Source organism: Mycetocola miduiensis (assembly GCF_900115155.1).
In the GTDB taxonomy this organism is placed as follows: Bacteria; Actinomycetota; Actinomycetes; order Actinomycetales; family Microbacteriaceae; genus Mycetocola_A; species Mycetocola_A miduiensis.
The window spans coordinates 95,581-116,442 of the sequence record NZ_FOVM01000007.1; the positions used below are offsets into that span (position 1 = coordinate 95,581).

The window sequence follows — 20,862 nt, forward strand, 5'->3', positions numbered from 1 at the left end:
GCGCCCGTGCCACGATCGAAAAGTGAGACCCTCGCCTGGCTGCGAAGGCTGTCTGGCGAACTCGCGACGACGACGCTGAAGAAGCTCGAAGACACGCTGCCCTGGTACGCAGAAATGCCGCCAGGGCGGCGGTCGGCGGTCGGCCTGGTCGCCCAAGCCGGCATCGCCTCGTTCATCGCGTGGTTCGACGACCCCAAGTCGACACCATGGATCGCGGCGGATGTCTTCGGTGCGGCTCCACGGGAATTGTTGCGCTCGGTGAGCCTGCAGCAGACGCTGCAGCTCATCCGCGTCACGGTCGAGGTCGTCGAAGCGCGGTTGAAGGACGGTGGCGCTGAGGACCTTCGCGAAGGCATCCTCCTGTACTCGCGGGAGATCGCCTTTGCTGCCGCCGATGTCTACGCCCGCGCCGCCGAAGCGCGCGGTCTGTGGGACGCTCGTCTTGAAGCTCTCGTCGTTGACTCGATTCTCTCGGGTGAAGCCGATGACGAACTGCCGAGCCGGATCGCCGCACTCGGCTGGCACGGCCACGGCGAGGTCGCTGTGCTCGTCGGCACCACCCCGCCCCAACTGGACGTCGACCAGCTGCGCCGCACGGCACGCCACATGGCCGCGGACGTGCTCATTGGAGTGCAGGGCGGACGTCTCGTGCTCGTCATCGGGCGCGCGGAAACCTCGCACGGCGTCGATGACGAGGAGATCGGCACCGCGGCTTCGCTGAGCTTCGTCGAGATCGCCACCCAGCTTGAGCCGGGTTTCGGTTCCGGGTATCTCGTTCTTGGACATGCTGTGCCGACGCTCGTCGAAGCGTCGAAGAGCGCTCGCGCCGCCCTGGCCGGTTTCGCCGTTGCGCGCGCCTGGCGTCACGCGCCACGGCCCGTCCAGGCCGACGATCTGCTGCCGGAGCGCGCCCTCGCCGGAGACGCGCTCGCACGCACAACCCTCATCGAGCGGATCTACCGCCCGCTGCAGGCGCACTCCACCGAACTGGTGACCACGCTGTGGTGCTACCTCGACAATGGCCGGTCGCTCGAGGCGACCGCGCGCGAACTCTTCGTCCACCCGAATACCGTGCGTTACCGCCTCAAACGGGTCTCCGATGTGATCGGCTGGGACGCCACCGGCGCTCGCGAAGCGCTGATCCTGCAGTCCGCCCTCATCCTCGGTTCCATCGCCGAACCGGATGCCGTCAAGCGGAGGCGCTGAGAAGCATCCGTTGCGGTATGTGTGACATGCACAAGGGAACCTGCCATTCTTGTGTGGTGTTCAACACACGCATCTGCACAGCGATTGGCAGACTTGTACCGTGATTGTTCTCGTATGCCCAGGTCAAGGTTCCCAGACGCCCGGCTTCCTCACCCCGTGGCTCGAAGACCCGGCAAACAGGACACTCCTCGAGCAGTACTCCGAGGTCGCTGGCCTTGACCTCGTCGCACACGGCACCACCTCAGACGCCGACACCATCCGGGACACCCGGGTCGCCCAGCCGCTCATCGTCGCCGCCGGTCTCCTCACCCTCCGCGCATTGACGGCGAACAGAGGGTTGCCTGCCGCGACCGCTGTCGCTGGGCACTCGGTCGGCGAGATCACCGCCGCTGTCGTCGCCGGCGTGCTCGACGAACTCACGGCGATGCGTTTCGTCGCCGCACGGGCGACAGCGATGGCTGAAGCCGCTGCTGCCGTGCCCACCGGGATGAGCGCCGTCCTGGGTGGAGACCAGGACGCGCTCCTCAGCCGGCTCGACGAGCTCGGGCTGCAGCCGGCCAACTTCAACGGCGGCGGCCAGATCGTCGTCGCCGGGACGCTCGACGCTCTCGCGGAACTCAGCGCGGCGCCCCTCGCCGGGACGCGCGTACTCCCCCTCCAGGTCGCCGGAGCATTCCACACGCGGTACATGGAATCCGCCCGCACGACACTGGACTCGACCGCCCAGTCGCTGCAGGCATCCGACCCGGTGCGCACCCTCTGGACGAACGCCGACGGCACCGTTGTCGACTCCGGCTCCCGTTTCGTGGAGCTTCTGGTCGGCCAGGTGGCCTCGCCCGTTCGTTGGGACCTCACGATGGAGGGGATGCAAGCGGCCGGCGTCACCGGCATCATCGAGCTGGCCCCGGCCGGCGCCCTCACCGGACTGGCCCGCCGCGGCCTGAAGGGCGTACCCGCCGTCGGCATCAAGACCCCGGACGATCTTCCGGCCGCCGTCGACCTGCTCGCAGCGTGACCGCCGACCGACCTCGCCCTACTTCCACGCCAAACGAGAGAGACGCATTGACTACACCAATTCTGCGACAGTCCCAGGGGCCGGCTTTCACCCGGATCCTCGGGTTCGGAGCGGCCCGTGGCGACATCTCCGTTCCCAACGAAGACCTCATCGGGCCGATCGACTCGTCCGACGAGTGGATCCGCCAGCGCACCGGCATCATCACCCGCACCCGGGCCAGCCAGGACCTCCTCGCTGTGGATCTGGCGACGGATGCCGCAAAAGAGGCGATCGAGGTCTCCGGTGTGGACCCCGCGCTCATTGACGCCGTCATCATCGCGACGATCAGCAACATTCAGCAGACCCCGTCGATGGCGGCCGTGGTCGCCGACCGCGTCGGCTCGAACCCCGCCGCCGCTTACGACGTGAACGCGGCGTGTGCCGGCTATCCGTACGCGATCGCCCAGGCCGACGCGCTGATCCGGTCAGGCGCGGCCACCTATGTGCTCGTCATCGGCGCTGAGAAGCTCTCGGACGTCGTCGATCCGACCGACCGGTCGATCTCCTTCCTGCTCGGTGACGGCGCCGGCGCCGCAGTGATCGGCCCAAGCGAGTACCCCGGAATCGCCCCGACCGTCTGGGGTTCCGACGGCTCGAAGGCCGGCGCTGTTGCCATGAACGCGACACTTCAGGAGTACCGCCGTGGAGAAGCCGAATGGCCCACCCTCCGCCAGGAAGGGCAAACCGTCTTCCGCTGGGCAGTGTGGGACATGGCGAAGGTCGCCAAGCAGGCCATCGAGGCCGCGGGCATCACGCCCGACCAGCTGGCCGCCTTCATCCCCCACCAGGCCAACATGCGCATCATCGACGAGTTCGCGAAGCAACTGAAGCTTCCGGAGAGCGTCGCGATCGCACGAGACATCGAAACCACCGGCAACACGTCCGCCGCGTCGATCCCGCTGGCTGCGCACCGCCTGCTGCAGGAAAACCCCGAACTGAGCGGCGGCCTCGCCCTGCAGATCGGGTTCGGAGCCGGCCTCGTGTTCGCGGCGCAGGTCGTCGTCCTGCCCTGAATTTTCCCGGCCCGGCGCGCGATTCACGCGCTACCCACCCCAATAGACTGTTTCACGGTCAATCGATACTCAAGGAGATAACACCATGGCACTGTCCACCGAAGAAGTCCTCGCCGGTCTGGCTGAACTCGTCAACGACGAGACAGGCATCGCCGCAGACACCGTCGAACTCGACAAGTCCTTCACGGATGACCTCGACATCGACTCGATCTCGATGATGACGATCGTCGTCAATGCAGAAGAGAAGTTCGACGTCAAGATCCCCGACGAAGAGGTCAAGAACCTCAAGACCGTCGGCGACGCCGTCGACTTCATCGTCAAGGCGCAGGCCTAACCCGTTTCAGTGATGTGCGGGAGACCGGACCGAGCAAGTCCCGGTCTCGTCTCCCGCTCTCGCGGACGTGCCATTCCCCTTCGTATCGCTGACCAGCACCAGGAGAGTTCCACGCATGACCAAGAAAATCGTCGTCACCGGTATCGGTGCCAGTTCGCCGCTCGGCGGAACCGCTCCAGAGTCCTGGAAGGCACTGCTCGCGGGCGAGTCCGGCATTCGAAGCCTGGAATACGACTGGGTCGCTGAGCACAACCTGCCCGTCACGTTCGCCGGTGAGGCGAAGGTGCGGCCCTCTGAGGTTCTCGAACGCCAGGAGGTCAAGCGCCTCGACCCCTCGAGCCAGTTCGCACTGGTCTCCGCCCGAGAGGCCTGGGCGGATGCCGGCTCCCCCGACGACGTCGACCCACTTCGCGTGGGCGTCGACTACTCAACCGGCATCGGTGGCCTCTGGACCCTCCTCGACGCCTGGGACACGCTGCGTGAGAAGGGTCCCCGACGGGTCCTGCCGATGACGATCCCGATGCTCATGCCCAACGCTGCTTCGGCCGCAATCAGCATGTCCATTCCGTCGCGCGCATACTCCCGCACCGACGTCTCCGCCTGCGCTTCGAGCACCGAAGCCATCGCCAACGCCTACGAGCACCTGCAGGCGGGACTCGCCGACGTCGTCATCGCCGGTGGAACCGAGTCGGTCGTTCACCCCCTGCCCATCGCTGCGTTCTCGGCCATGCAGGCCCTGTCACGTCGGAACGACTCCCCGGAGACGGCATCCCGCCCCTACGACGTCTCCCGTGACGGATTCGTGCTCGGCGAGGGCGCAGCATCCATCGTCCTCGAGACCGAAGAGCACGCGCTCGCCCGCGGCGCCCGCATCTACGCGGAACTCGCCGGCGGTTCGGTCACAAGCGATTCGTACCACATCACGGCACCCGACCCGGAAGGGTCAGCCGCAGCCCGCGCCATGCTCGGAGCGCTCGAGCGGGCAGACGCGAGCCTGAGCGACGTTTTGCACGTCAACGCGCACGCGACGAGCACGCCGGTCGGCGACATCGCCGAATACAACGCGCTGCTCCGCGTCTTCGGCGACCACCTCCCGAACATCGCGGTGTCGGCGACGAAGGCTGCCACAGGTCACCTCCTCGGCGGCACCGGTGCTCTCGAAGCGATCTTCACCATCCTCGCGCTGCACGAGCGCACCGCTCCGCCGACGATCAACCTCTCCGAGCAGGACCCGGCGATCCCACTCGATGTGGTCACGACACCTCGTGACCTGGGATCACGCGACGTGCTCGCGCTGAGCAACTCATTCGGGTTCGGCGGCCACAACGCAGTCGTGGCATTCCGCAGCTACTGAGTCACGCAGCTGCTGGCTCGCAGAACAGAACCCCCGGCGGTGATCCGTCGGGGGTTCTTCTGTTCACAGGACTTCGCTGTTTCAACGGCGAACCGACCGGGAAATCACCAATCGGAGCGCATGGTGCCACATCCGCGGGTCCTGCAGCTTGAGCGCGGGACGATCAACCGACCTTGTGAAGCCAGATCACCGAGGAATCATCGGATGCGTGCCTGAACGGTTCCAGCTCATCGTCCCAGGCTGAACCCAGGGCGATCCGCAGTTCGCGGTGCAGTTCGTCTGCGTTCGTTCCCGCCAGTTCCATGGCGTAACGGATGCGATCCTCCGGCACGACGATGTTTCCCGCGGTGTCCGTCTGGGCGAAGAAGATCCCGAGGTCAGGCGTGTGCAACCAGCGGCCGCCATCCGAGCCGGGGGTCGGGTCTTCGGTCACCTCAAATCGGAGGTGCTCCCACCCGCGCAGGGCTGACGCGAGAGCTGCTCCCATGCCCTGGTAGCCCTCCCAGTAGAACTCGGTCCGCTGTGCCCCCTTGAGGACCGGCTGGTCCTCCCAAGCGAAGTTCACGGCACGACCAAGAGCGCGCCCAGCCGCCCATTCAACGTGCGGGCAGAGCGCGCGCGGAGAGGAGTGAACCAAAATCACCCCTCGTGCGACTGATGCCATCATCTTCTCCTCCATCTCCTGTGGTACGTCTTCCCCAACGACCATGGAGATGCCAAAGCGTGCAGCATCGTGTGAAATTGTCGGCATAAGGCCGTTGCAGTCATTATGCCCCAGTCAGCAGCCAAATAACAACGGCGGAACTACAACGATGTCCTTGCTTTCGGCCTGCTCGCCGCTGATCTATACCCGGTAGAGTTCAACGAAGCAATGAGCAATGGAGGTGTCATGGCGGTCAAGGACGGCATTCTCGCGATCCTCTCTCTGGGCCCCGGATACGGTTTGGCTCTGCGGGACGAACTCGTCACGCGTGCACCGCATCGGGTCGGCCTCAACGTCGGTCAGGTTTACAGCACGATCGACCGCCTCGGCCGGAGCGGTCTTGTCGCGTCGGGATCGACGACGGACGATAACCTGCCGCTGTACACACTCACAGCCAGCGGTGCCGACGCAGTGGACCGGTGGCTCGCGGTCCCGGTCGCCCCCGACCCGCGCTCATGGGCCGACCTCCTCGACCAAATCCTCATCGGCTCGAGCCTGCCAGCTACGGATTGGGCGGGTCTGCTCAACCGGCATGAGCGGGGCTGGCGTTCCTACGTGGCGGATTTCAAGGACGCCGACGCCGACCCGGCCGTCCGCCCTCGGGTCACCAGGTCAGCCTCCCGGCTCTGGGCACAGGCGGCGCTGGCCTGGCTCGACGAGACTCGAGAGGCGTTCACGACCACCGATCCCGCCCTGCCGCTCCGCGGCAGCCGCCCGCAGCGCGGTCGGCGTCCGCAGCCGCCCGACGCAACAGTGGCTTGAGCAACCACCACAACGGCGATACGCTGCCCCGCATGCGCGAGACTTTCACCGTTGGTCAGTCGACGCACCCGATCGAGGAGTTTGCGGCCTTGCTGCAGGCCCATGGCGTGTCGGTTGTGGTCGACATCCGGAGCATTCCTCGTTCGCGCCACATCCCGCAGTTCGGTGAGGACGAACTGCGAACCAGCCGGCCGGGGTTCGGGCTCGGCTGCCGCCGGCTCGAGGCGCTCGGCGGCCTGCGACGTACAATGACCGACATGACCACGTTCGCCCAGGTCGAAGAAACAACCATCACGTACCCGCCGATTCCGGAAGCGGTGTAGCCGGTGGCGGCCCGCGGAGGAGCACGGCAGGCGGTCGAGGTCGACGGCAGGAGGATCACCGTAACCAATCTGGACAAGGTCATGTACCCGGCCACCGGCACCACGAAAGCCGACGTTCTCCGGTACTACGCCGAGATCGCCGAGATCATGGTGCCGTACACGGCCAACCGTCCAGCCACCCGCAAACGGTGGGTCCATGGAGTGGGAACAGCGGAGCATCCCGGCGACGTGTTCTACCAGAAGAACCTCGACGAATCAGCGCCCGACTGGGTCGCCCGGCGCTCGATCGAGCACAGCGGCGGCCCGAACGAATACCCACTGGTGAATGACCGCGCGACATTGGTGTGGCTAGCGCAGATGTCTGCGCTCGAGATCCACGTGCCTCAGTGGCAGTTCGAACGGACAGGGGGCCGCCGCAAACCCGACCGGCTGGTCCTGGACCTCGACCCGGGCGAGGGCGTCGGCCTCGAGGGGTGCGCCGAGGTCGCCCGCCTCGCTCGCGACATCCTCACCGATATGGGGCTGGACCCACTCCCGGTCACGAGCGGAAGCAAAGGCATCCACCTGTACGCTCCGCTTGACGGGCGGTGGACGTCGGATCAGGTATCGGCTGTGGCGCATGAACTCGCGCGCGCACTCGAGGCCGACCACCGGGACCTCATCGTCAGCGACATGAAGAAGTCGCTGCGTGCCGGCAAGGTACTCGTCGACTGGAGCCAGAACAACCAGGCGAAGACAACGATCGCACCGTACTCGCTTCGCGGCAGGCTGACTCCGATGGTGGCTGCCCCGCGCAACTGGGACGAACTCGCGGCGCCGTCACTGAGGCATCTCGATTTCGAGGAGGTGCTCGACCGCGTGGCGAAGCACGGAGACATCCTGTCCCCGCTGCTGGCCTCACGCGATGCGGGGCTCGAGCCGACCCCGCGTCACCTGGAAAGTTTCGAAGCCACCCCTGAGGCCCGGGACCGCCTCTCGAAGTACCGCAGCATGCGGGACGGCTCGAAGACACCTGAGCCGGTTCCGGATGTTGTCGCGCCGTTGTCGACCGGTAATTCGTTCGTGATCCAGGAGCACCATGCGCGGAGATTGCATTACGACTTCCGCCTTGAATACGACGGCGTGCTGGTGTCGTGGGCAGTTCCCAAGGGGCCGCCGCTGGATGGCGCCGAAAACCACCTCGCGGTGCAGACGGAGGACCACCCGCTCGAATACGGCACGTTCGAAGGGACCATTCCGAAAGGAGAATACGGGGCGGGTGAAGTCACGATCTGGGATTCGGGGACCTTCGACTTGGAGAAGTGGCGCGAGGGCAAAGAAGTCATCGCAACCCTGACCGGCAAACCGGGCGGAGGTCTTGGCGGCGTTCCCCGCCGCTACGCGCTGATCCACACGAGCCGGCCCGGTGCAGAGAACAACTGGCTGATCCACCTCATGGACGGCACAAAAAAGAAGCCGGAATCCAAACTGCGCAGGGCGGCCGTGACATCCCTGCCGGCATTCGCTGCTTCCTCGGCCGCCCCGGTTCCCCGCCCGTTGCGCTCCCCCATGCTGGCGACCACCGGCACGGCCGCCGACCTCGATGCTGATGAGGACTGGGCCCTAGAGATGAAGTGGGACGGATACCGCGCCGTCGTCTACCTGGACGGTGATGACGTCTGGTTGATGAGCCGAAACGGCAAGGACCTCACTGCGACGTTCTCCGAACTGGTGAAGCCGCTCCGGGAGTCTGTGAAACCGCGATCCGCTGTGCTGGATGGGGAGATCGTCGCGCTCGATCGCAAGGGCCGACCGAACTTCGGCTTCCTGCAGTCCCGTGCCGGCCTGACCGAGGAAGAGTCTGCCGCCCGCTCGGCAACGATCGAACTGATGCTCTTCGACCTGCTCGAGCTCGACGGACACGACATCACGGCGGACGAGTACGACGTCCGCCGAGCAGCTCTCGCAGCCAGTGTCACACCGACCGGGCCGGTGCAGGTTCCGGAGGAATTCGACGGCGACATCGAGGCGGCGCTCGCATCGAGTACGTCGTTCGGCCTGGAAGGGGTCATCGCGAAGGTTCGCGACAGCGGATACACCGAGGGGCGCCGATCCCGCGCGTGGATCAAGCTCAAGCACCAGCGGACCCAGGAGGTCGTCGTCGTGGGCTGGCGCCCCGGAAACGGCAGCGCCGCCGGTGGCATTGGATCGCTGGTTCTCGGAATTCCGGATGCCGACGGCATCCGTTACGCAGGCCGCGTCGGCACCGGGTTCTCTGACGCGGAGCGACGCGCGATGCTCACCCGATTCCGGGCTCTGGCGCGAAAGTCTCCCCCGGTGCATGATGCACCGCGGGACGAACTGTTGCACGCCCAATGGATTGAACCCGAGCTCGTCGGTGAAGTCACCTATATGGAGTGGACGAGCGCGGGGTCGCTGCGTCACTCGTCATGGCGTGGCTGGCGGCCCGACAAATCGCCAGCCGACGTGAGGGTCGAATGACTCTCGTCGGCCCATCACGCTTAGGGCGCTTCGGGTCCCTGTCCGATGCTCAGCCAGGCGTTTGCACCTTCGGTCTGTGAACGGGAGCTTTCGGCGGGATCTGACACCCGGGCTTTCTTCATCGACTGCAGCTGACGCTCGACATCCGCGTTCACCACAAGTGCTGCCAGTTGTCGCTCGATATCGGCATCCGGCGCGGCCGTGAGGTCACGCAGAGCACCGCTGGAGAGCAGCTCGTCGGTGGCGGCGGCGCGAGCCCGCATCTGTGCCACCCGCTCGCGGGCGCGTTCGAGGCTGTCGCCCACGTCGTTCATCTGGGAGCCGATACCGCCCAGCGCCTCGTTCACCTTCACCTGCGCCTGCGACGCCGTGTAACTGGCCTTGATCGTTTCCTTCTCGATCCGGAAGGCGTCGACACGTTCGGCGAGACGGCGCTCCTTGTCTTGCAATCCAACCGTCTGCCGTTGCAGCGCGATGAATTGCTCGCGGAGGGTGGCGACCTGGCTCTCGAGGAAGGTACGCCGTTCCAATGCGACGCGGGCGAGGTCTTCACGGCCCTGATCCATGGCCTCCTGTGCCTGGCCGGCCAGCCGACCGTAGCGGACGCCCATTTCCTGGCCTTGCAACTCGATCCGCTTCTTTGCGGTCGCGACTTCGGCGAGCCCTTGCCGCACCTGCTGGAGCATTTTCACCAATTGGTCGTAGCTGTCGTCGAGCAACTCGCGCGGATCTTCAACCTTGTCGAGGCCCCGCGACGTCTTGCTGCGCAGGATGCTTCGAATCCGTGACGTGTTGCTCATGTTTTGCCCCCGTGCTCAATGCTTGTGTTCCACCCCTGGGAAGGCGTCGGATGCGCCGCGGTGCGCTTTGGGAGAACGCCCCACCCGTTGAGTTCATGCAGCTCCTGCATACCGGCGCGCACTGCCGTCACTTCGCGGTCGACCTCGGAACGCAACGCGTTCAGACTGTCGTCCGAGGTCTCCTCGAGCCCGGACCCGACTGCCGAGCGCACCCGCCGCACCAGCTGGACGACCTGATCGACTCGCTGGCGGGCGGTGGGCAGCATCTGAGCCAAAACGCCGAAGTCCCTCTCGCTTTCGAGGAGCTGCAACTGCGAGTCCAATCGAGCGGCCTCGCCCTGGAGACGCCGAAAGAGCTGGGGAAGCTCACCGCGCGGGCCTTTGTTGCGCACGGCGAGGTCGATCGCAGCCTGGCCGCTGTCGAGGGTCTCCTTGAGTCGTACCCGCAGCTTGAGGACCTCACGTTGCGGCCCCGAGCTCAGCCGTGCGCGGAAACGCAGGGTCGTGCCGTTGATGGCGAGGTTGCGGCGCATCCGTTTGTAGACGGAGCGTACAGCGAGGACCAGCGCAACATTGGTGACAACAACCGTCGATCCGAAGGTGAGGAGCAGCCAGCCTAGCTCGTCCATGATGACCGCCGTTTATGGGCGCCGACGTTGGGGCGGCGTGACCGCGCTGCAACGCCGTCAGGGATGTTCCTCGACCTGACCCCGTTTTGCGTGTTGGAGTTCATCAGTTCGCCTTCATCAAGCAGCCACGCGATACTGCCTCGCACCACGTCTCACGGGCTAGGCTACCCCTCTCATCCCTCCGCTTCTAGGGCGCTCGGGCGGTTGGCAGGTCATCTGCAGCCGCGCGTAAACCGGGTCCCTGGCTCGTGCGTCGTAGTCTGGTCGCGCCGATGGACGTAGCCTTGAGCCATGCCCGTCAGTTCAGTTCGCGCCACACGCCGGTGCATGATTACGGACCCCGAGCCCTGTAGCGAAGCGGTCGAGGACGATGCGCCGCTGGGCCTGTGCCCTTACCACCTTCAGATCGCCCACGACTGGGTGGCGCACGATGCCGGTGTGTCCGACCTGTTGCCGACACCCTGCCTTGCGTGCGGGGCGCGCCTGGGAGTGCGCTATCCGTCCGGGTGGCTGTGCGCGGTCTGCGAATGGAGACTGGGCGACATCCCCGACGGTGAGAGCGTCGCCCCACGGGTAGACGTCGTGTACTACCTCCGGTACGGGGATCGGATAAAGATCGGGACGAGCGTCAATCCCCGCCAGCGTTTCGCCGGCATCCGTCATGACGAACTTCTCGCGTTCGAACGCGGGAACCGGCTGACTGAGCGGAAGCGTCACGCACAATTCGCGGCGCACCGTCTCGATCGCAGCGAATGGTTCGCGGCCAGCGACGAGATCCTCGCGCACATCGACGTTCTTCGTGCCGGCATCGATGACCCGTGGGCGCAGTACGCCCTGTGGCGGAGCCAGCAGGCGGCGCTTCACGGCTGAACTCGCTTCTCGGTATGACGCCGAAGGGCGGCCCGCTTGCGCGAGCCGCCCGCTTCCAGCTCCTCGACCCGGCCTCGCGGGACTTCTACCCGGACTGGGACACGTTTGCTCAGATCTGCGTCGCCATCATGCGGGCGGAAGCCGGCCGAGACCCCACGACCGCGGGAAGCAGGACCTCGTCGGCGAACTGTCGACGCAGAATGAGACGTTCCGCGCGCTCTGGGGCGCGCACGATGCGCGGAGCCACTACACCGGAACGAAGCGATTCCACCACCCCGACGTGGGCGAGCTCATCCTCGCGTACGTGGAACTCGCCATCACCGCCGAGCCCGGACTCATCCTCATGATCTACACAGGCGCGCCCCGGATCACCCTCCGCAGAGCGGCTCGGAATCCTCGCCTCCCTGACGGCCAACCGGAGCGTCGCTCTGCCCAAAGGCTGAACCAGCGCGCCATGGTCTGCGGATGCAACGCGTGACGTCGGCCGACCGTTGACATCGATCGGGCATCCGAGTAATACCGTCTACGAACGCATGATCGAGCGCTCCCTTCCGCGTACATACGGTCAATTTCGGGCGCGCTCCCTGAACTACCGAAAGGATCCGACATGCGCACACGATTCATGGCAGCCGTGGCTTCGCTCGGTCTGGTCGTGGGCGCTGTGGCGCTCCCCACAGCCGCGACGGCGACAACGGCCGACTCGTCGAGAAGCTTCCTTCCCTTCTCCTTCACCCGTTTGACCGGCGCAGCGGAAGTACCGGGCCCTGGGGACCCGGATGCTCGCGGCTTCGCTTTCGTCCGATGGGACACTACCGACGGTACCGTTTGCTACAACGTCTTCATCCGGAGGATCGCGCCAGCCACAGCAGCGCACATCCACGTCGGCGATGAGAACACGGCAGGTCCGGTCGTACAGCCGCTTGAGGCCCCAACCGACGGCTACTCCGCCGGCTGTGTCGACAATGATGCGCTCGCCGCGGCGCTCGACTCTGACCCGGGCAACTACTACGTCAACGTGCACAACGTCGACTTCCCGGCTGGAGCGGCGCGCGGTCAGCTCGACTGACGGCTGCCGCGCCACTTCACGCGTTTCGGATCCAAACATCCGTCATGCCGGATGTTTGGATCCGGAACAGGTGATCCCGTGGGCAACGCCTGCCACAGGAGCGCCCGTCCTCATTGTCATGCCTCCCGTTCTGGGATTAGGTTGGGCGCATGGAGCGACTTCAGCCGCGCGCGACAGTGGGGGTCCCGGTCTTTGCTCTTGCTTTGGCGGCCGGGGCCGCCGCTCTACCCGGCGTCGCCGATGCCGTCGGATTCCTCAGTGACAGTGCGGAATCGTTTTTCGTCCTCACCTGGCTGCTGGGCTGGGTACTCCTCACCTGGTCGGCCGTCGTTACCGGCGTCTATGCCGCCGTGCTCGGTCGGCGCTCGATTTCTCGCCGACCGGTTTACGGTTCAGAGGTAGCGCTCACGGTCGCCGCGGGCTCGTTCATCGTGCTCGTGATAGCGATCCACCCGCTGTGGGAAACCGGTTCAGCCGTCGGCTGAAACACTCGGCGAGCCCATAACCGACACAGGGAGAAACTGATGCCTGCCAAACGCAATCCGCTCGAAGACCTGCGCGAAACCGTCAGCCACCTGGCCGAGCAACTCAAACTGCCGGGCTCCGAACGTGTCGATGATCTGGTGGGTGACCTGTTCGGTGGGCGGCCAGGGCCCGCACGACCGCTTGAGGAGGTGCAGGCCGAACTCGACGCCCTGGTCGGGCTGGAGACAGTGAAGGAGCAGGTGCGGGCGCTCGTGGCGTTGCTGCAGGTGCAGGCACGGCGCAAGGCGCATGGTCTGCCGGAAGTGGCAACATCCCAGCACCTGGTGTTTCTCGGAAACCCTGGCACCGGCAAGACCACCGTCGCGCGACTGCTCGCCGAGATGTACCGGGCGGTCGGGCTGTTGCAGAAGGGACACCTCGTCGAAGTCGACCGGTCGGGTCTCGTCGGGCAGTATGTCGGCGCGACCGCCATCAAAACGGACCGCGTCATCCGGCGCGCTTTGGACGGTGTTCTGTTCATCGATGAGGCGTACGCCCTGGCTCCTGAGGACGGCCGGATGGACTTCGGCCCCGAGGCGATCGAGATCCTGCTCAAACGGATGGAGGACCACCGCCATCGCCTGGTGGTGATTGTGGCCGGTTACCCTCGACTGATGGAGTCATTCCTGCTCTCCAACCCGGGCCTGCGCTCCCGGTTCGCCCGCGAGATCGCCTTCCCTGATTACTCCCTTGACGCGCTCCAGACGATCTTCAACCAGATTCTCGCGCAGCACGAATACACACTGGAGCCCGGCGCTGATCAGATGCTGCGCCGCATCCTCGACGGCCTTCACGCCGGTGAAGACTCAGGCAACGCGCGCTTTGCCCGCACACTGTTCGAACAGGCGCTCAATCGCCAGGCGCTGCGGCTGTCGCTCGACGAGGACCGGAGTCTCGACGCGCTCGATCGTGACGACGTGATGACGCTCACGACGGAGGACATCGTCTCGGCCGCGCGCGCCCTGGGTGAAGAACTGGCGCCAGAGTTACCGGAGCCCGAACCATCCCGATGGTGGCGCTGGCTGACCTAACCGATTTGGTGCCGTCCGTCGGCGGGATGCCACAGCCGCACACGACGGCAGAGGCCGAATGTGTGTCACCGCTCTCGCTAGGCTCAAGTGAGATTCGTGGTCACAGCTGGGAGGCGCGCATGTCGGGAACGCCTCGCCGTACCCTTCTCGTCGGGTGCGGCAAACTCGGCACTCGTCTGGGGCTGCGTTTAGTCGAGTGCGGCGACCAGGTCTTCGCTCTCCGCCGCAACATCGGCCAGCTTCCGTCATCGTTCGCCGCCATTGAGATCGACCTGGCACTGCCAGCGCAGACCCCACTCCCTGACGTTGATGCGATGGTCATCACCCTGACACCCGGCACTCAAGACCCTTCCGGAAGCCCAGACGCGTATGTCACGGCTCTGGACCACCTCGCAGCAGCATTGCCTCGCGTCCCGAACCGGGTGGTCTATGTTTCCTCGACGCGGGTCTTCGAAGGGCGAACGGACGAGCGCGCACTCACCGAAGACGACGACCCCAAAGCCACCACCGACCGTGGCAGGATGCTACTCGCCGGCGAAGCCCGGGCTCGCGAACTGTTCAACGCCCACATTGTGCGGCCCGCGGGAATCTACGGACCTGGTCGTGAATTCCTCATATGGACGGTGCGCGCTGGCGCACCGGTCCAGTATGCGAGACGAACGAACCGAATCCACGAGACCGACCTCGTTCGCGCTCTGAAACGGATGCTCACGGACGACGCGCCGCCGTCGATCCTGCACGCCGTGGACCAGTCCCCCGCACCACTGGGCGAGGTCGTCGCTCACATCGCCGAGCGACTGAACGTCGATCTGCCGCCCAGACTCCAGCCCGAAGTGGAAAGTGGAACGATTCTAAGCGGGGCGCGGCTCTTAAACCTGCTTGGCTCGTTGAGTTATCCGACGTACCGGTCGGGGTACGACGATGTCATCGTCCGACCCAACCACCGGGGTTGAGCCGCAGCGATCAGCCCGCCGGAGCGCGCCGCGACATCCGGTTCCGACCCCACTCATGCCGCCAGCCACCCGTCTTGTGTGTGAGCGGGTGGCTGGCGACCGGTGCTTCAACCGAGCTGCTTGGGCGGCTCCTAGAGAGTTCCACCCGCGGGGCGGCCCCTGTCAAGCAGCGGGTCTGTCTCCATGAGGGTCGGGTCCCCCTCCACCGGGTACACCGTCTCCGGCAGCGCGTCAGTGTCAGGCGTCAGTGTGACGTCCGCTTCCAAATCCGTGTCCTCGTTCTTCTTCTTGCCGGCGGCCACACCGGCAGCAGCAGCGGCAGCAGCAGCGATTCCGACGCCCGCGGCGACCTTGCCCGAGATGCCCGCCTTACCGCTGTCACCCCGTGATTCGGCCGCGGCCTCAACGCCCGGCTGATCGGCAGCGGCGCCGGCGTCAACGGATCCTCGCCACGCTCCCGTGGCATAGCCTTCGGATTCGATGAATGCCTTGAACCGGCCCAGGTCACCCTCGGCCTGGTTCTCGACCACGTTGAGCTTGTCACCGATCTTCTCAACGAGGCCCTCGGGCTCGTACTCGAGGACAAGATGCACCTGCGTCTGTCCGCCTCCGACATCCTCAAAGGTCACCGAGCCAGCGTTCGTCGCCCCCTCCGTCGCAGCCCACGACACCTTTTTGTCGGGCACCTGCTCCAGGATGGTCGCGTTCCACTGCCGACGGACACCAGCGATTTCCGCAACCCACTTGAGGTGCTGATCATCGAGCTGAGTGACGGACTTGACGCCTCTCATGAAGTGAGGGAACTCTTCGAACTGGGTCCATTGGTTGTACGCGATGCTGAGCGGGACGTTAACGAGAATGCTCTTTTCGACCTTCGTGCTCATGTCGTCTCCTTCTCTGAGTGTTCTGGTGCGTGTATGCGCACCGATTCGCAACTGTAGGCAGGCGCCGTCGAGACGGGATACCCCCTTGCATTTGTCGACGAGCAACAGGACCATTCCCCGTCCCGGGCGGCGCGCCAGGCACCGTGCCCGACGTCGCCCTCGACGGGGCGATCCTCCCACCAGAACAACGACACGCCTGGCTAAGACGAGAGCGGCGAGTCACCCTACGGCGGCCCGCCGCTTCATGCTGCCGGAACGGGGCAGCTCACGTCTTCGATGTGGTCTCGCCCGTCGCCGCCGGAAGCTCTTCGTCACCCGTCTCGTTCGCAGCGGCTGCCTGGTCGCCCTCAGATTCTCCTCGCACGAGCGGCAGTTCCTGCTCCTGCCCCTTCTCTGCAGCGGCGATGGCATCAGCGGCGCGCACCAGACTCAAATGCGACAGTGCCTGCGGGATATTTCCCACCTGAAGGCGTCGAACGGGGTCGTACTCTTCGCTGAGCAACCCCAGGTCGTTGACCAGTGTTGTGAGCTGGCCCATGAGCTTCCTCGCGTCGAGCACGCGCCCCGATGCGGCGTACTGTTCGACCAGCCAGAACGAGCAGGCGAGAAACGGATGCTCCGTTCCGGCCAGTCCGTCGACTCCGGTCTCCGCGCGGTAACGCAGGAGCAGCCCGTCCACCATCAGCTCGTCCTCAAGGGCAGCGACCGTGCCCAGCATCCGAGGATCATCCGGCTCGAGAAACCCGATCTGCGGGAGTTGCAGCAGCGCGGCATCCACCGCACCGGTGTCGTAGTGCTGCACGAAAGTATTGCGCTCGGCGTCGAAGCCCCGCGCCATGATCTCCTCGTACACCTGGTCGCGAAGTGACGCCCACCGTTCCGCGTCGCCCGGAAGTCCGAATTCGGTGATGCCGCGCACGCCGCGGTCGAAAGCCGCCCACACCATGGCGCGCGAGTGGGTGAAGTACCGCTCCTCGCCGCGGATCTCCCAGATGCCCCGGTCGGGTTTGTGCCAGTTCTCCTCGAGGAACTTCAACAGCGCCAGCTGCAGCGGCCAGGACGCCTCGGACTCTTCGAGGCCGGCGGTGCGCGCGCCGTGCAGTGCCACCATCACTTCACCGAAGATGTCCCACTGGCGCTGTAGATAGGCCGCGTTCCCGACCCGCACGGGAACTGCGCCACCGTAGCCGGATAGCTGCGGCACCTCGAACTCGGGCAACCGTCGCTCGCCGCCCAGCGCGTACATGATCTGCACATCCGCGGGGTCGCCGGCGATCGCGCGCAGCAGCCACTGCCGCCACTCCTCCGCCTCGTCACGGTACCCATGTGTCATGAGCACGCCGATCGTCAGGGCAGCATCGCGAAGCCAGACGTATCGGTAATCCCAGTTGCGCACCCCGCCGTCCTCTTCGGGGAGGCTCATCGTTGCGGCGGCGACGATACCCCCGGTGTCTTCGTGGGTCAGGGCCCGCAGAACCAGAAGTGACCGCTGCACCTGCTCGTCGAACGGCGCCGGCGGGTTGCTTCGACGGGCCCAGTCCTCCCACCACCCCACAGTGCGTCGCAGGGCGCCATCGACATCGGTCGGCTCAGGCGGCTCGAGATAGGACTTGTACCAGGTCAGCACGAGGTCGACGATCTGGTCTTCGACCACCTCGAAGTCGGCGATGTGCCGCAGTCCGTCTGCTCGCAAACGCGGCCCCTGGATCAGCACGGCATCCGGACCTGCTGTCGCCAGAAGAGCTGTGCCGCCGTCATACGGCAACTGGCGGATCCATGGCACGGCGGCGCTGTAATCGAATCGAAGGCGCAGGATCTGACGGAATGACACCTTGCCTCGCAGCCCGCGCACGCGCCGCACGAGGTTGGCGCGCTGGTCGTGCAGCGGCATGAACTCGATCACCTCCGCCTCACCCTCCTCCGTGCGCCAGAGCGTGCGGAGAACGAACGTGCCGGGAAGGTACGCGCGTTCGGTGTGTGTCACCTTGCCGCGCGGGGCGAGCGTCCAGTGACCGGCGTCTTCGGGGCCGACGAGCGCAGCGAACATGGACGAGGAGTCGAAGCGCGGCATGCACAGCCAGTCGAGCGTGCCCTTCCGCGAGATCAGCGCCGCCGTGTGCAGGTCTCCGATGAGCGCGTAGTCCTCGATCGGGTACGGACGATCTGTCGAGTCCGGCTCCTGAACAGAAGTTGTCTTCTTCGCTGCAGTCACGGATGCACCATATTCCCGCCACCCCTCCTGCGCGAGGGGGTGGCGCCTGCCGGAGTGCGCTCATCGAGCGAGGCCACTACGCCGCGGGCAAGATTCTTCTGGCCACACGCGCCGATTGCGCGCCATACTCAGAGCCGGGTAGAAGGAGCGAGCAGATGACACAGACCCGCATTCACAACCTCTCCATTTCGCTGGATGGTTTCGCGACCGGCGAGGGCCAGGCACTCGACGCACCCATGGGGCACGCCGGCATGCGGCTGGCCGGGTGGATGTTCGCCACCCGCTTCGGTGCCCCGATCCTGGAACGCAGTGGCGGTACTGCCGGCGTCGACGACGCGTTCGCCCAGCAGAATGAGCCGGGCATCGGCGCCGAGATCATGGGCGCCGGCAAGTTCGGCCCGCCCGGCTGGCAGGACGACCCCGATTGGAAAGGCTGGTGGGGCGCGAACCCGCCCTTTCACACGCCGACGTTTGTTCTGACTCACCGCCCGCGACCGTCGATCGGGATGGAGGGTGGTACCACCTTTCACTTCCTTGACGCCACAGCGGTCGAGGCGCTCGACGCCGCCAGTGCGGCCGCCGAAGGGCGCGACATCCGCATCGGTGGAGGCGCAACAGTCGTGCGCCAGTTCCTCGCCGCCGGTCTGGTCGACCACATGCACCTGGTCCAGGTGCCGATCGTGCTCGGTCGTGGCGTCAGGGTGTGGGACGGGCTGGAGGGACTCGAGGCCGATTACGACATCGAGGCGGTCTCGGCGCCCAGCGGGGTGACCCACCTCACCTTCGACCGGAAGACCGCATAACGGCCTCTCGAGGCATGGGTGCCCTCGCCCCTTCACTTGCACCTAGGTAGGTCGTGCCTGCCCGCAGACTCCACTCGGTATACGCTGAGGATGTCGCCAACCGAAGGATTCGCAGTGTCTTCCCACATCGAGCGCTCTTCTCAGGAGCACCCTCCAGGCATGCATGAGCCGACCATTCCAGAGCTTGAGGTCGACGAGTCGATCGCGCCGCGTCCGGAGGAAGAAATCGCCGACGCCTTACGGGCGGAGCCCGATGTCGAGGACCACGGTCGGAATCCGCGATAGCCGCGCTGTGTTGCCAGAGGTTCCCGGATTCCTTCCGCCGCTCGAAGCGAACTTTCTGCTGCCAGGAGTCGACGACGCGAGCGGGGCCGGCGGCGCACTCGAGGCGGCCGGGCAGAGTCAGCAAGTCGCCGTCAACCAGCTCGCAACCGGCCTCGGCATTGGAATCGCCGTGCTACCGGTAGTCACAATCCTCCTGCTGTGGCTCATCCCCCGCATCCGGTTCGCGCGAAAGGCCGGACAGGCCAAGGCAGCCGTCAAATCCGGCGCCGGCATCGACCTGCTCGCCCTGCGGGCACTGGCCACCCAGGACATCTCGACCCTCACGAGGATTGATCCAGACGTGATGGGCGCATGGCGGCGCGGCGAGGAGGGCATCACCCGCGCGCTCGCCAAACTCGAGCTGAAAAGTTCAGGTGTGCGCTTCCGCGAAGGGTGAGTGCTGCATGGCCAAAGAGCCAGAAGAGCACCGGTCGTATAGTCACCATTCGCCACCTCAGAGACGAAAAGAGAGTGTTCACTGTCGCTGGGAGCACGCGCAGCTGGCGAGGCACCGACCCATTGCACGCGCGACTTCCGCAGAGTATGCAGGAGGGGTTCCGAGCAAAGGGTGGCTAGTCGCCGCCCTTGGGTTGACAACCAAACCAGGGCGACGGAGGCGGCGGAATGCACCATGCAGGGCGTCACGGCGTGGGGATCGCGTTCGTGGCGATAATTTTTACTGTCAGCGGCTGCACCGCCCAGACCGGAGCAGATTCGTCCGGAGAAGGTTTGTGCGTCGAATCGAGGGCATCCCGAACGGTCGACCCCGCCACACGTCCCATCGCTTTCACGTCCGATCGTTCAGGCAATTACGACCTTTGGCTCATGGGAACCGACGGCTCCGATGAGGTCCAGCTGACCACAAGTTCTCACGCTGAGGCGATGCCTTCTTGGTCTCCAGACGGGACGCACTTGGCGTTCACCTCCGCGGTCGATCTGCAAGAAGGCAGAGCCGACATCTGCGTCATCAACGCTGATGGCACGGGAATCCGCAACCTGACCGGTACTGCTGACGTGTTCGAGATTGCCCCGTCATGGTCGCCCGACGGCACGCACATCGCCTACGTGACGTTGCATGATGACGGCACCAACATTCACGTCATGGAGAGCGACGGTGGTGGCAGTCGACTGCTTGCTTCTAATGGCAATTGGCCGAGTTGGTCCCCTGACGGTGAGCGCCTCGTTTTAGCACGACTCGCGGCGGGTCTCGGGAAGAACTCTGGACCGTCAATCGGGATGGCAGCGGACAGTCTCTCCTGGCTGAAGGAGAGAAGGGCCTGTTCGAGCCTGCCTGGTCTCCGGACGGGCAGTCCATCGTCTATATCTCTCCGATCGGCGACCCTGGGGCCGCCGATCCTGTGGAATGGAACGAGGACATCTTCGCGATGACAGCCGAGGGCAGCCCAGGCCGGCGAATCACTACCGGTCTGGGCAACGATCATTGGCCTCCGGCGTGGCGCCGTTGGTCTCTCCACTCCTGGCGCCGACGACCGAGCCGCGCCGCTCGACGGGCGTGCCGTCGTTGGGGCGAAGTG

At 65.6% G+C, this 20,862-nt stretch carries 22 protein-coding genes and 1 pseudogene; 18 read left to right on the top strand and 5 right to left on the bottom strand.

Annotation, left to right across the window (positions count from 1 at the left end):
• Positions 1 to 6: 6 nt before the first annotated feature.
• From BM197_RS12165 to BM197_RS12185, 5 genes are all read left to right on the top strand, one after another.
• Complete coding sequence (locus BM197_RS12165) at positions 7 to 1,206, top strand: PucR family transcriptional regulator (RefSeq protein WP_090711890.1); 1,200 nt, start codon at positions 7 to 9, stop codon at positions 1,204 to 1,206.
• Between the two features lie 100 nt (positions 1,207 to 1,306).
• On the top strand, positions 1,307 to 2,221 hold the full coding sequence (locus BM197_RS12170) for an ACP S-malonyltransferase (RefSeq protein WP_090711892.1): 915 nt from the start codon (positions 1,307 to 1,309) through the stop codon (positions 2,219 to 2,221).
• Between the two features lie 47 nt (positions 2,222 to 2,268).
• Positions 2,269 to 3,273, top strand: coding sequence for a beta-ketoacyl-ACP synthase III (locus BM197_RS12175; protein ID WP_090711894.1), 1,005 nt, complete (start codon positions 2,269 to 2,271; stop codon positions 3,271 to 3,273).
• An 85-nt stretch (positions 3,274 to 3,358) separates the two neighbouring features.
• On the top strand, positions 3,359 to 3,607 hold the full coding sequence (locus BM197_RS12180) for an acyl carrier protein (protein WP_090711896.1): 249 nt from the start codon (positions 3,359 to 3,361) through the stop codon (positions 3,605 to 3,607).
• A gap of 115 nt (positions 3,608 to 3,722) precedes the next feature.
• Complete coding sequence (locus BM197_RS12185; RefSeq protein WP_090711898.1) at positions 3,723 to 4,961, top strand: beta-ketoacyl-[acyl-carrier-protein] synthase family protein; 1,239 nt, start codon at positions 3,723 to 3,725, stop codon at positions 4,959 to 4,961.
• 163 nt (positions 4,962 to 5,124) lie between these two features.
• Here the strand turns inward: BM197_RS12185 and BM197_RS12190 are convergent, their stop codons facing one another.
• Positions 5,125 to 5,628 (bottom strand): DUF3145 domain-containing protein, encoded by a 504-nt coding sequence (locus tag BM197_RS12190; RefSeq protein WP_090712126.1) that lies wholly within the window; start codon positions 5,626 to 5,628, stop codon positions 5,125 to 5,127.
• Positions 5,629 to 5,832: 204 nt separating this feature from the next.
• Between BM197_RS12190 and BM197_RS12195 the strand changes: the two genes are divergently transcribed.
• The 3 genes from BM197_RS12195 to BM197_RS12205 are packed head-to-tail and all read left to right on the top strand — an operon-like array spanning position 5,833 to position 9,230.
• On the top strand, positions 5,833 to 6,426 hold the full coding sequence (locus BM197_RS12195) for a PadR family transcriptional regulator (protein ID WP_090711900.1): 594 nt from the start codon (positions 5,833 to 5,835) through the stop codon (positions 6,424 to 6,426).
• Between the two features lie 32 nt (positions 6,427 to 6,458).
• Positions 6,459 to 6,749, top strand: coding sequence for a DUF488 domain-containing protein (locus tag BM197_RS12200; protein WP_090711902.1), 291 nt, complete (start codon positions 6,459 to 6,461; stop codon positions 6,747 to 6,749).
• Between the two features lie 3 nt (positions 6,750 to 6,752).
• Positions 6,753 to 9,230, top strand: a complete 2,478-nt coding sequence (locus BM197_RS12205) for an ATP-dependent DNA ligase (RefSeq protein ID WP_090711904.1) — start codon at positions 6,753 to 6,755, stop codon at positions 9,228 to 9,230.
• Between the two features lie 20 nt (positions 9,231 to 9,250).
• Here BM197_RS12205 and BM197_RS12210 read toward each other — a convergent pair whose 3' ends face one another.
• Positions 9,251 to 10,030, bottom strand: a complete 780-nt coding sequence (locus BM197_RS12210) for a PspA/IM30 family protein (protein WP_090711906.1) — start codon at positions 10,028 to 10,030, stop codon at positions 9,251 to 9,253.
• The gene (locus tag BM197_RS12215) at positions 10,027 to 10,659 is read right to left on the bottom strand and encodes a hypothetical protein (RefSeq protein WP_090711908.1); all 633 of its coding nucleotides are present in this window, start codon (positions 10,657 to 10,659) and stop codon (positions 10,027 to 10,029) included. Before BM197_RS12215 ends, BM197_RS12210 begins: the two co-directional genes overlap by 4 nt.
• A gap of 291 nt (positions 10,660 to 10,950) precedes the next feature.
• On the opposite strand from BM197_RS12215, the gene BM197_RS12220 reads away from it, so the two are divergent.
• The 6 genes and pseudogenes from BM197_RS12220 (at position 10,951) to BM197_RS12245 (ending at position 15,104) form a co-directional block, all read left to right on the top strand.
• Positions 10,951 to 11,529 (top strand): GIY-YIG nuclease family protein, encoded by a 579-nt coding sequence (locus BM197_RS12220; RefSeq protein WP_245762523.1) that lies wholly within the window; start codon positions 10,951 to 10,953, stop codon positions 11,527 to 11,529.
• A gap of 44 nt (positions 11,530 to 11,573) precedes the next feature.
• Positions 11,574 to 11,972: pseudogene (locus tag BM197_RS12225) on the top strand (MmyB family transcriptional regulator); the annotation flags it as partial.
• Positions 11,973 to 12,136: 164 nt separating this feature from the next.
• Complete coding sequence (locus tag BM197_RS12230) at positions 12,137 to 12,595, top strand: CHRD domain-containing protein (protein ID WP_090711911.1); 459 nt, start codon at positions 12,137 to 12,139, stop codon at positions 12,593 to 12,595.
• A gap of 149 nt (positions 12,596 to 12,744) precedes the next feature.
• Complete coding sequence (locus BM197_RS12235; protein ID WP_090711914.1) at positions 12,745 to 13,080, top strand: hypothetical protein; 336 nt, start codon at positions 12,745 to 12,747, stop codon at positions 13,078 to 13,080.
• A 39-nt stretch (positions 13,081 to 13,119) separates the two neighbouring features.
• Positions 13,120 to 14,151: an AAA family ATPase gene (locus BM197_RS12240; RefSeq protein ID WP_090711916.1), complete on the top strand. Its 1,032-nt coding sequence runs from the start codon at positions 13,120 to 13,122 to the stop codon at positions 14,149 to 14,151.
• A gap of 119 nt (positions 14,152 to 14,270) precedes the next feature.
• Positions 14,271 to 15,104, top strand: coding sequence for a sugar nucleotide-binding protein (locus tag BM197_RS12245; RefSeq protein WP_090711918.1), 834 nt, complete (start codon positions 14,271 to 14,273; stop codon positions 15,102 to 15,104).
• Between the two features lie 131 nt (positions 15,105 to 15,235).
• Here BM197_RS12245 and BM197_RS12250 read toward each other — a convergent pair whose 3' ends face one another.
• Together BM197_RS12250 and BM197_RS12255 are read right to left on the bottom strand one after the other, a co-directional pair.
• Positions 15,236 to 15,988: an SRPBCC family protein gene (locus BM197_RS12250; RefSeq protein WP_090711921.1), complete on the bottom strand. Its 753-nt coding sequence runs from the start codon at positions 15,986 to 15,988 to the stop codon at positions 15,236 to 15,238.
• Between the two features lie 265 nt (positions 15,989 to 16,253).
• Positions 16,254 to 18,200 (bottom strand): glycoside hydrolase family 15 protein, encoded by a 1,947-nt coding sequence (locus BM197_RS12255; RefSeq protein WP_245762524.1) that lies wholly within the window; start codon positions 18,198 to 18,200, stop codon positions 16,254 to 16,256.
• Between the two features lie 155 nt (positions 18,201 to 18,355).
• Here BM197_RS12255 and BM197_RS12260 point away from each other — a divergent pair, with 155 nt between their 5' ends.
• From BM197_RS12260 to BM197_RS16850, 4 genes are all read left to right on the top strand, one after another.
• The gene (locus BM197_RS12260; RefSeq protein ID WP_090711923.1) at positions 18,356 to 19,003 is read left to right on the top strand and encodes a dihydrofolate reductase family protein; all 648 of its coding nucleotides are present in this window, start codon (positions 18,356 to 18,358) and stop codon (positions 19,001 to 19,003) included.
• A gap of 159 nt (positions 19,004 to 19,162) precedes the next feature.
• Positions 19,163 to 19,288: a hypothetical protein gene (locus BM197_RS16745; RefSeq protein WP_281247435.1), complete on the top strand. Its 126-nt coding sequence runs from the start codon at positions 19,163 to 19,165 to the stop codon at positions 19,286 to 19,288.
• The gene (locus BM197_RS12265; RefSeq protein ID WP_090711925.1) at positions 19,257 to 19,724 is read left to right on the top strand and encodes a hypothetical protein; all 468 of its coding nucleotides are present in this window, start codon (positions 19,257 to 19,259) and stop codon (positions 19,722 to 19,724) included. Before BM197_RS16745 ends, BM197_RS12265 begins: the two co-directional genes overlap by 32 nt.
• Positions 19,725 to 19,951: 227 nt before the next feature.
• A complete protein-coding gene (locus tag BM197_RS16850) occupies positions 19,952 to 20,716 on the top strand; it encodes a TolB family protein (protein ID WP_090711927.1) in 765 nt (254 codons plus the stop codon).
• The last annotated feature ends 146 nt before the right edge of the window (positions 20,717 to 20,862 follow it).

Coding starts and splice junctions, on each gene's coding strand:
- BM197_RS12180 (WP_090711896.1), top strand. CDS start 3,359: ATGGCACTGTCCACCGAAGAAGTCCTCGCCGGTCTGGCTGAACTCGTC.
- BM197_RS12185 (WP_090711898.1), top strand. CDS start 3,723: ATGACCAAGAAAATCGTCGTCACCGGTATCGGTGCCAGTTCGCCGCTC.
- BM197_RS12190 (WP_090712126.1), bottom strand. CDS start 5,628: ATGATGGCATCAGTCGCACGAGGGGTGATTTTGGTTCACTCCTCTCCG.
- BM197_RS12195 (WP_090711900.1), top strand. CDS start 5,833: ATGAGCAATGGAGGTGTCATGGCGGTCAAGGACGGCATTCTCGCGATC.
- BM197_RS12200 (WP_090711902.1), top strand. CDS start 6,459: ATGCGCGAGACTTTCACCGTTGGTCAGTCGACGCACCCGATCGAGGAG.
- BM197_RS12210 (WP_090711906.1), bottom strand. CDS start 10,030: ATGAGCAACACGTCACGGATTCGAAGCATCCTGCGCAGCAAGACGTCG.
- BM197_RS12215 (WP_090711908.1), bottom strand. CDS start 10,659: ATGGACGAGCTAGGCTGGCTGCTCCTCACCTTCGGATCGACGGTTGTT.
- BM197_RS12220 (WP_245762523.1), top strand. CDS start 10,951: ATGCCCGTCAGTTCAGTTCGCGCCACACGCCGGTGCATGATTACGGAC.
- BM197_RS12230 (WP_090711911.1), top strand. CDS start 12,137: ATGCGCACACGATTCATGGCAGCCGTGGCTTCGCTCGGTCTGGTCGTG.
- BM197_RS12235 (WP_090711914.1), top strand. CDS start 12,745: ATGGAGCGACTTCAGCCGCGCGCGACAGTGGGGGTCCCGGTCTTTGCT.
- BM197_RS12240 (WP_090711916.1), top strand. CDS start 13,120: ATGCCTGCCAAACGCAATCCGCTCGAAGACCTGCGCGAAACCGTCAGC.
- BM197_RS12245 (WP_090711918.1), top strand. CDS start 14,271: ATGTCGGGAACGCCTCGCCGTACCCTTCTCGTCGGGTGCGGCAAACTC.
- BM197_RS12250 (WP_090711921.1), bottom strand. CDS start 15,988: ATGAGCACGAAGGTCGAAAAGAGCATTCTCGTTAACGTCCCGCTCAGC.
- BM197_RS12260 (WP_090711923.1), top strand. CDS start 18,356: ATGACACAGACCCGCATTCACAACCTCTCCATTTCGCTGGATGGTTTC.
- BM197_RS16745 (WP_281247435.1), top strand. CDS start 19,163: ATGCATGAGCCGACCATTCCAGAGCTTGAGGTCGACGAGTCGATCGCG.
- BM197_RS12265 (WP_090711925.1), top strand. CDS start 19,257: ATGTCGAGGACCACGGTCGGAATCCGCGATAGCCGCGCTGTGTTGCCA.
- BM197_RS16850 (WP_090711927.1), top strand. CDS start 19,952: ATGCACCATGCAGGGCGTCACGGCGTGGGGATCGCGTTCGTGGCGATA.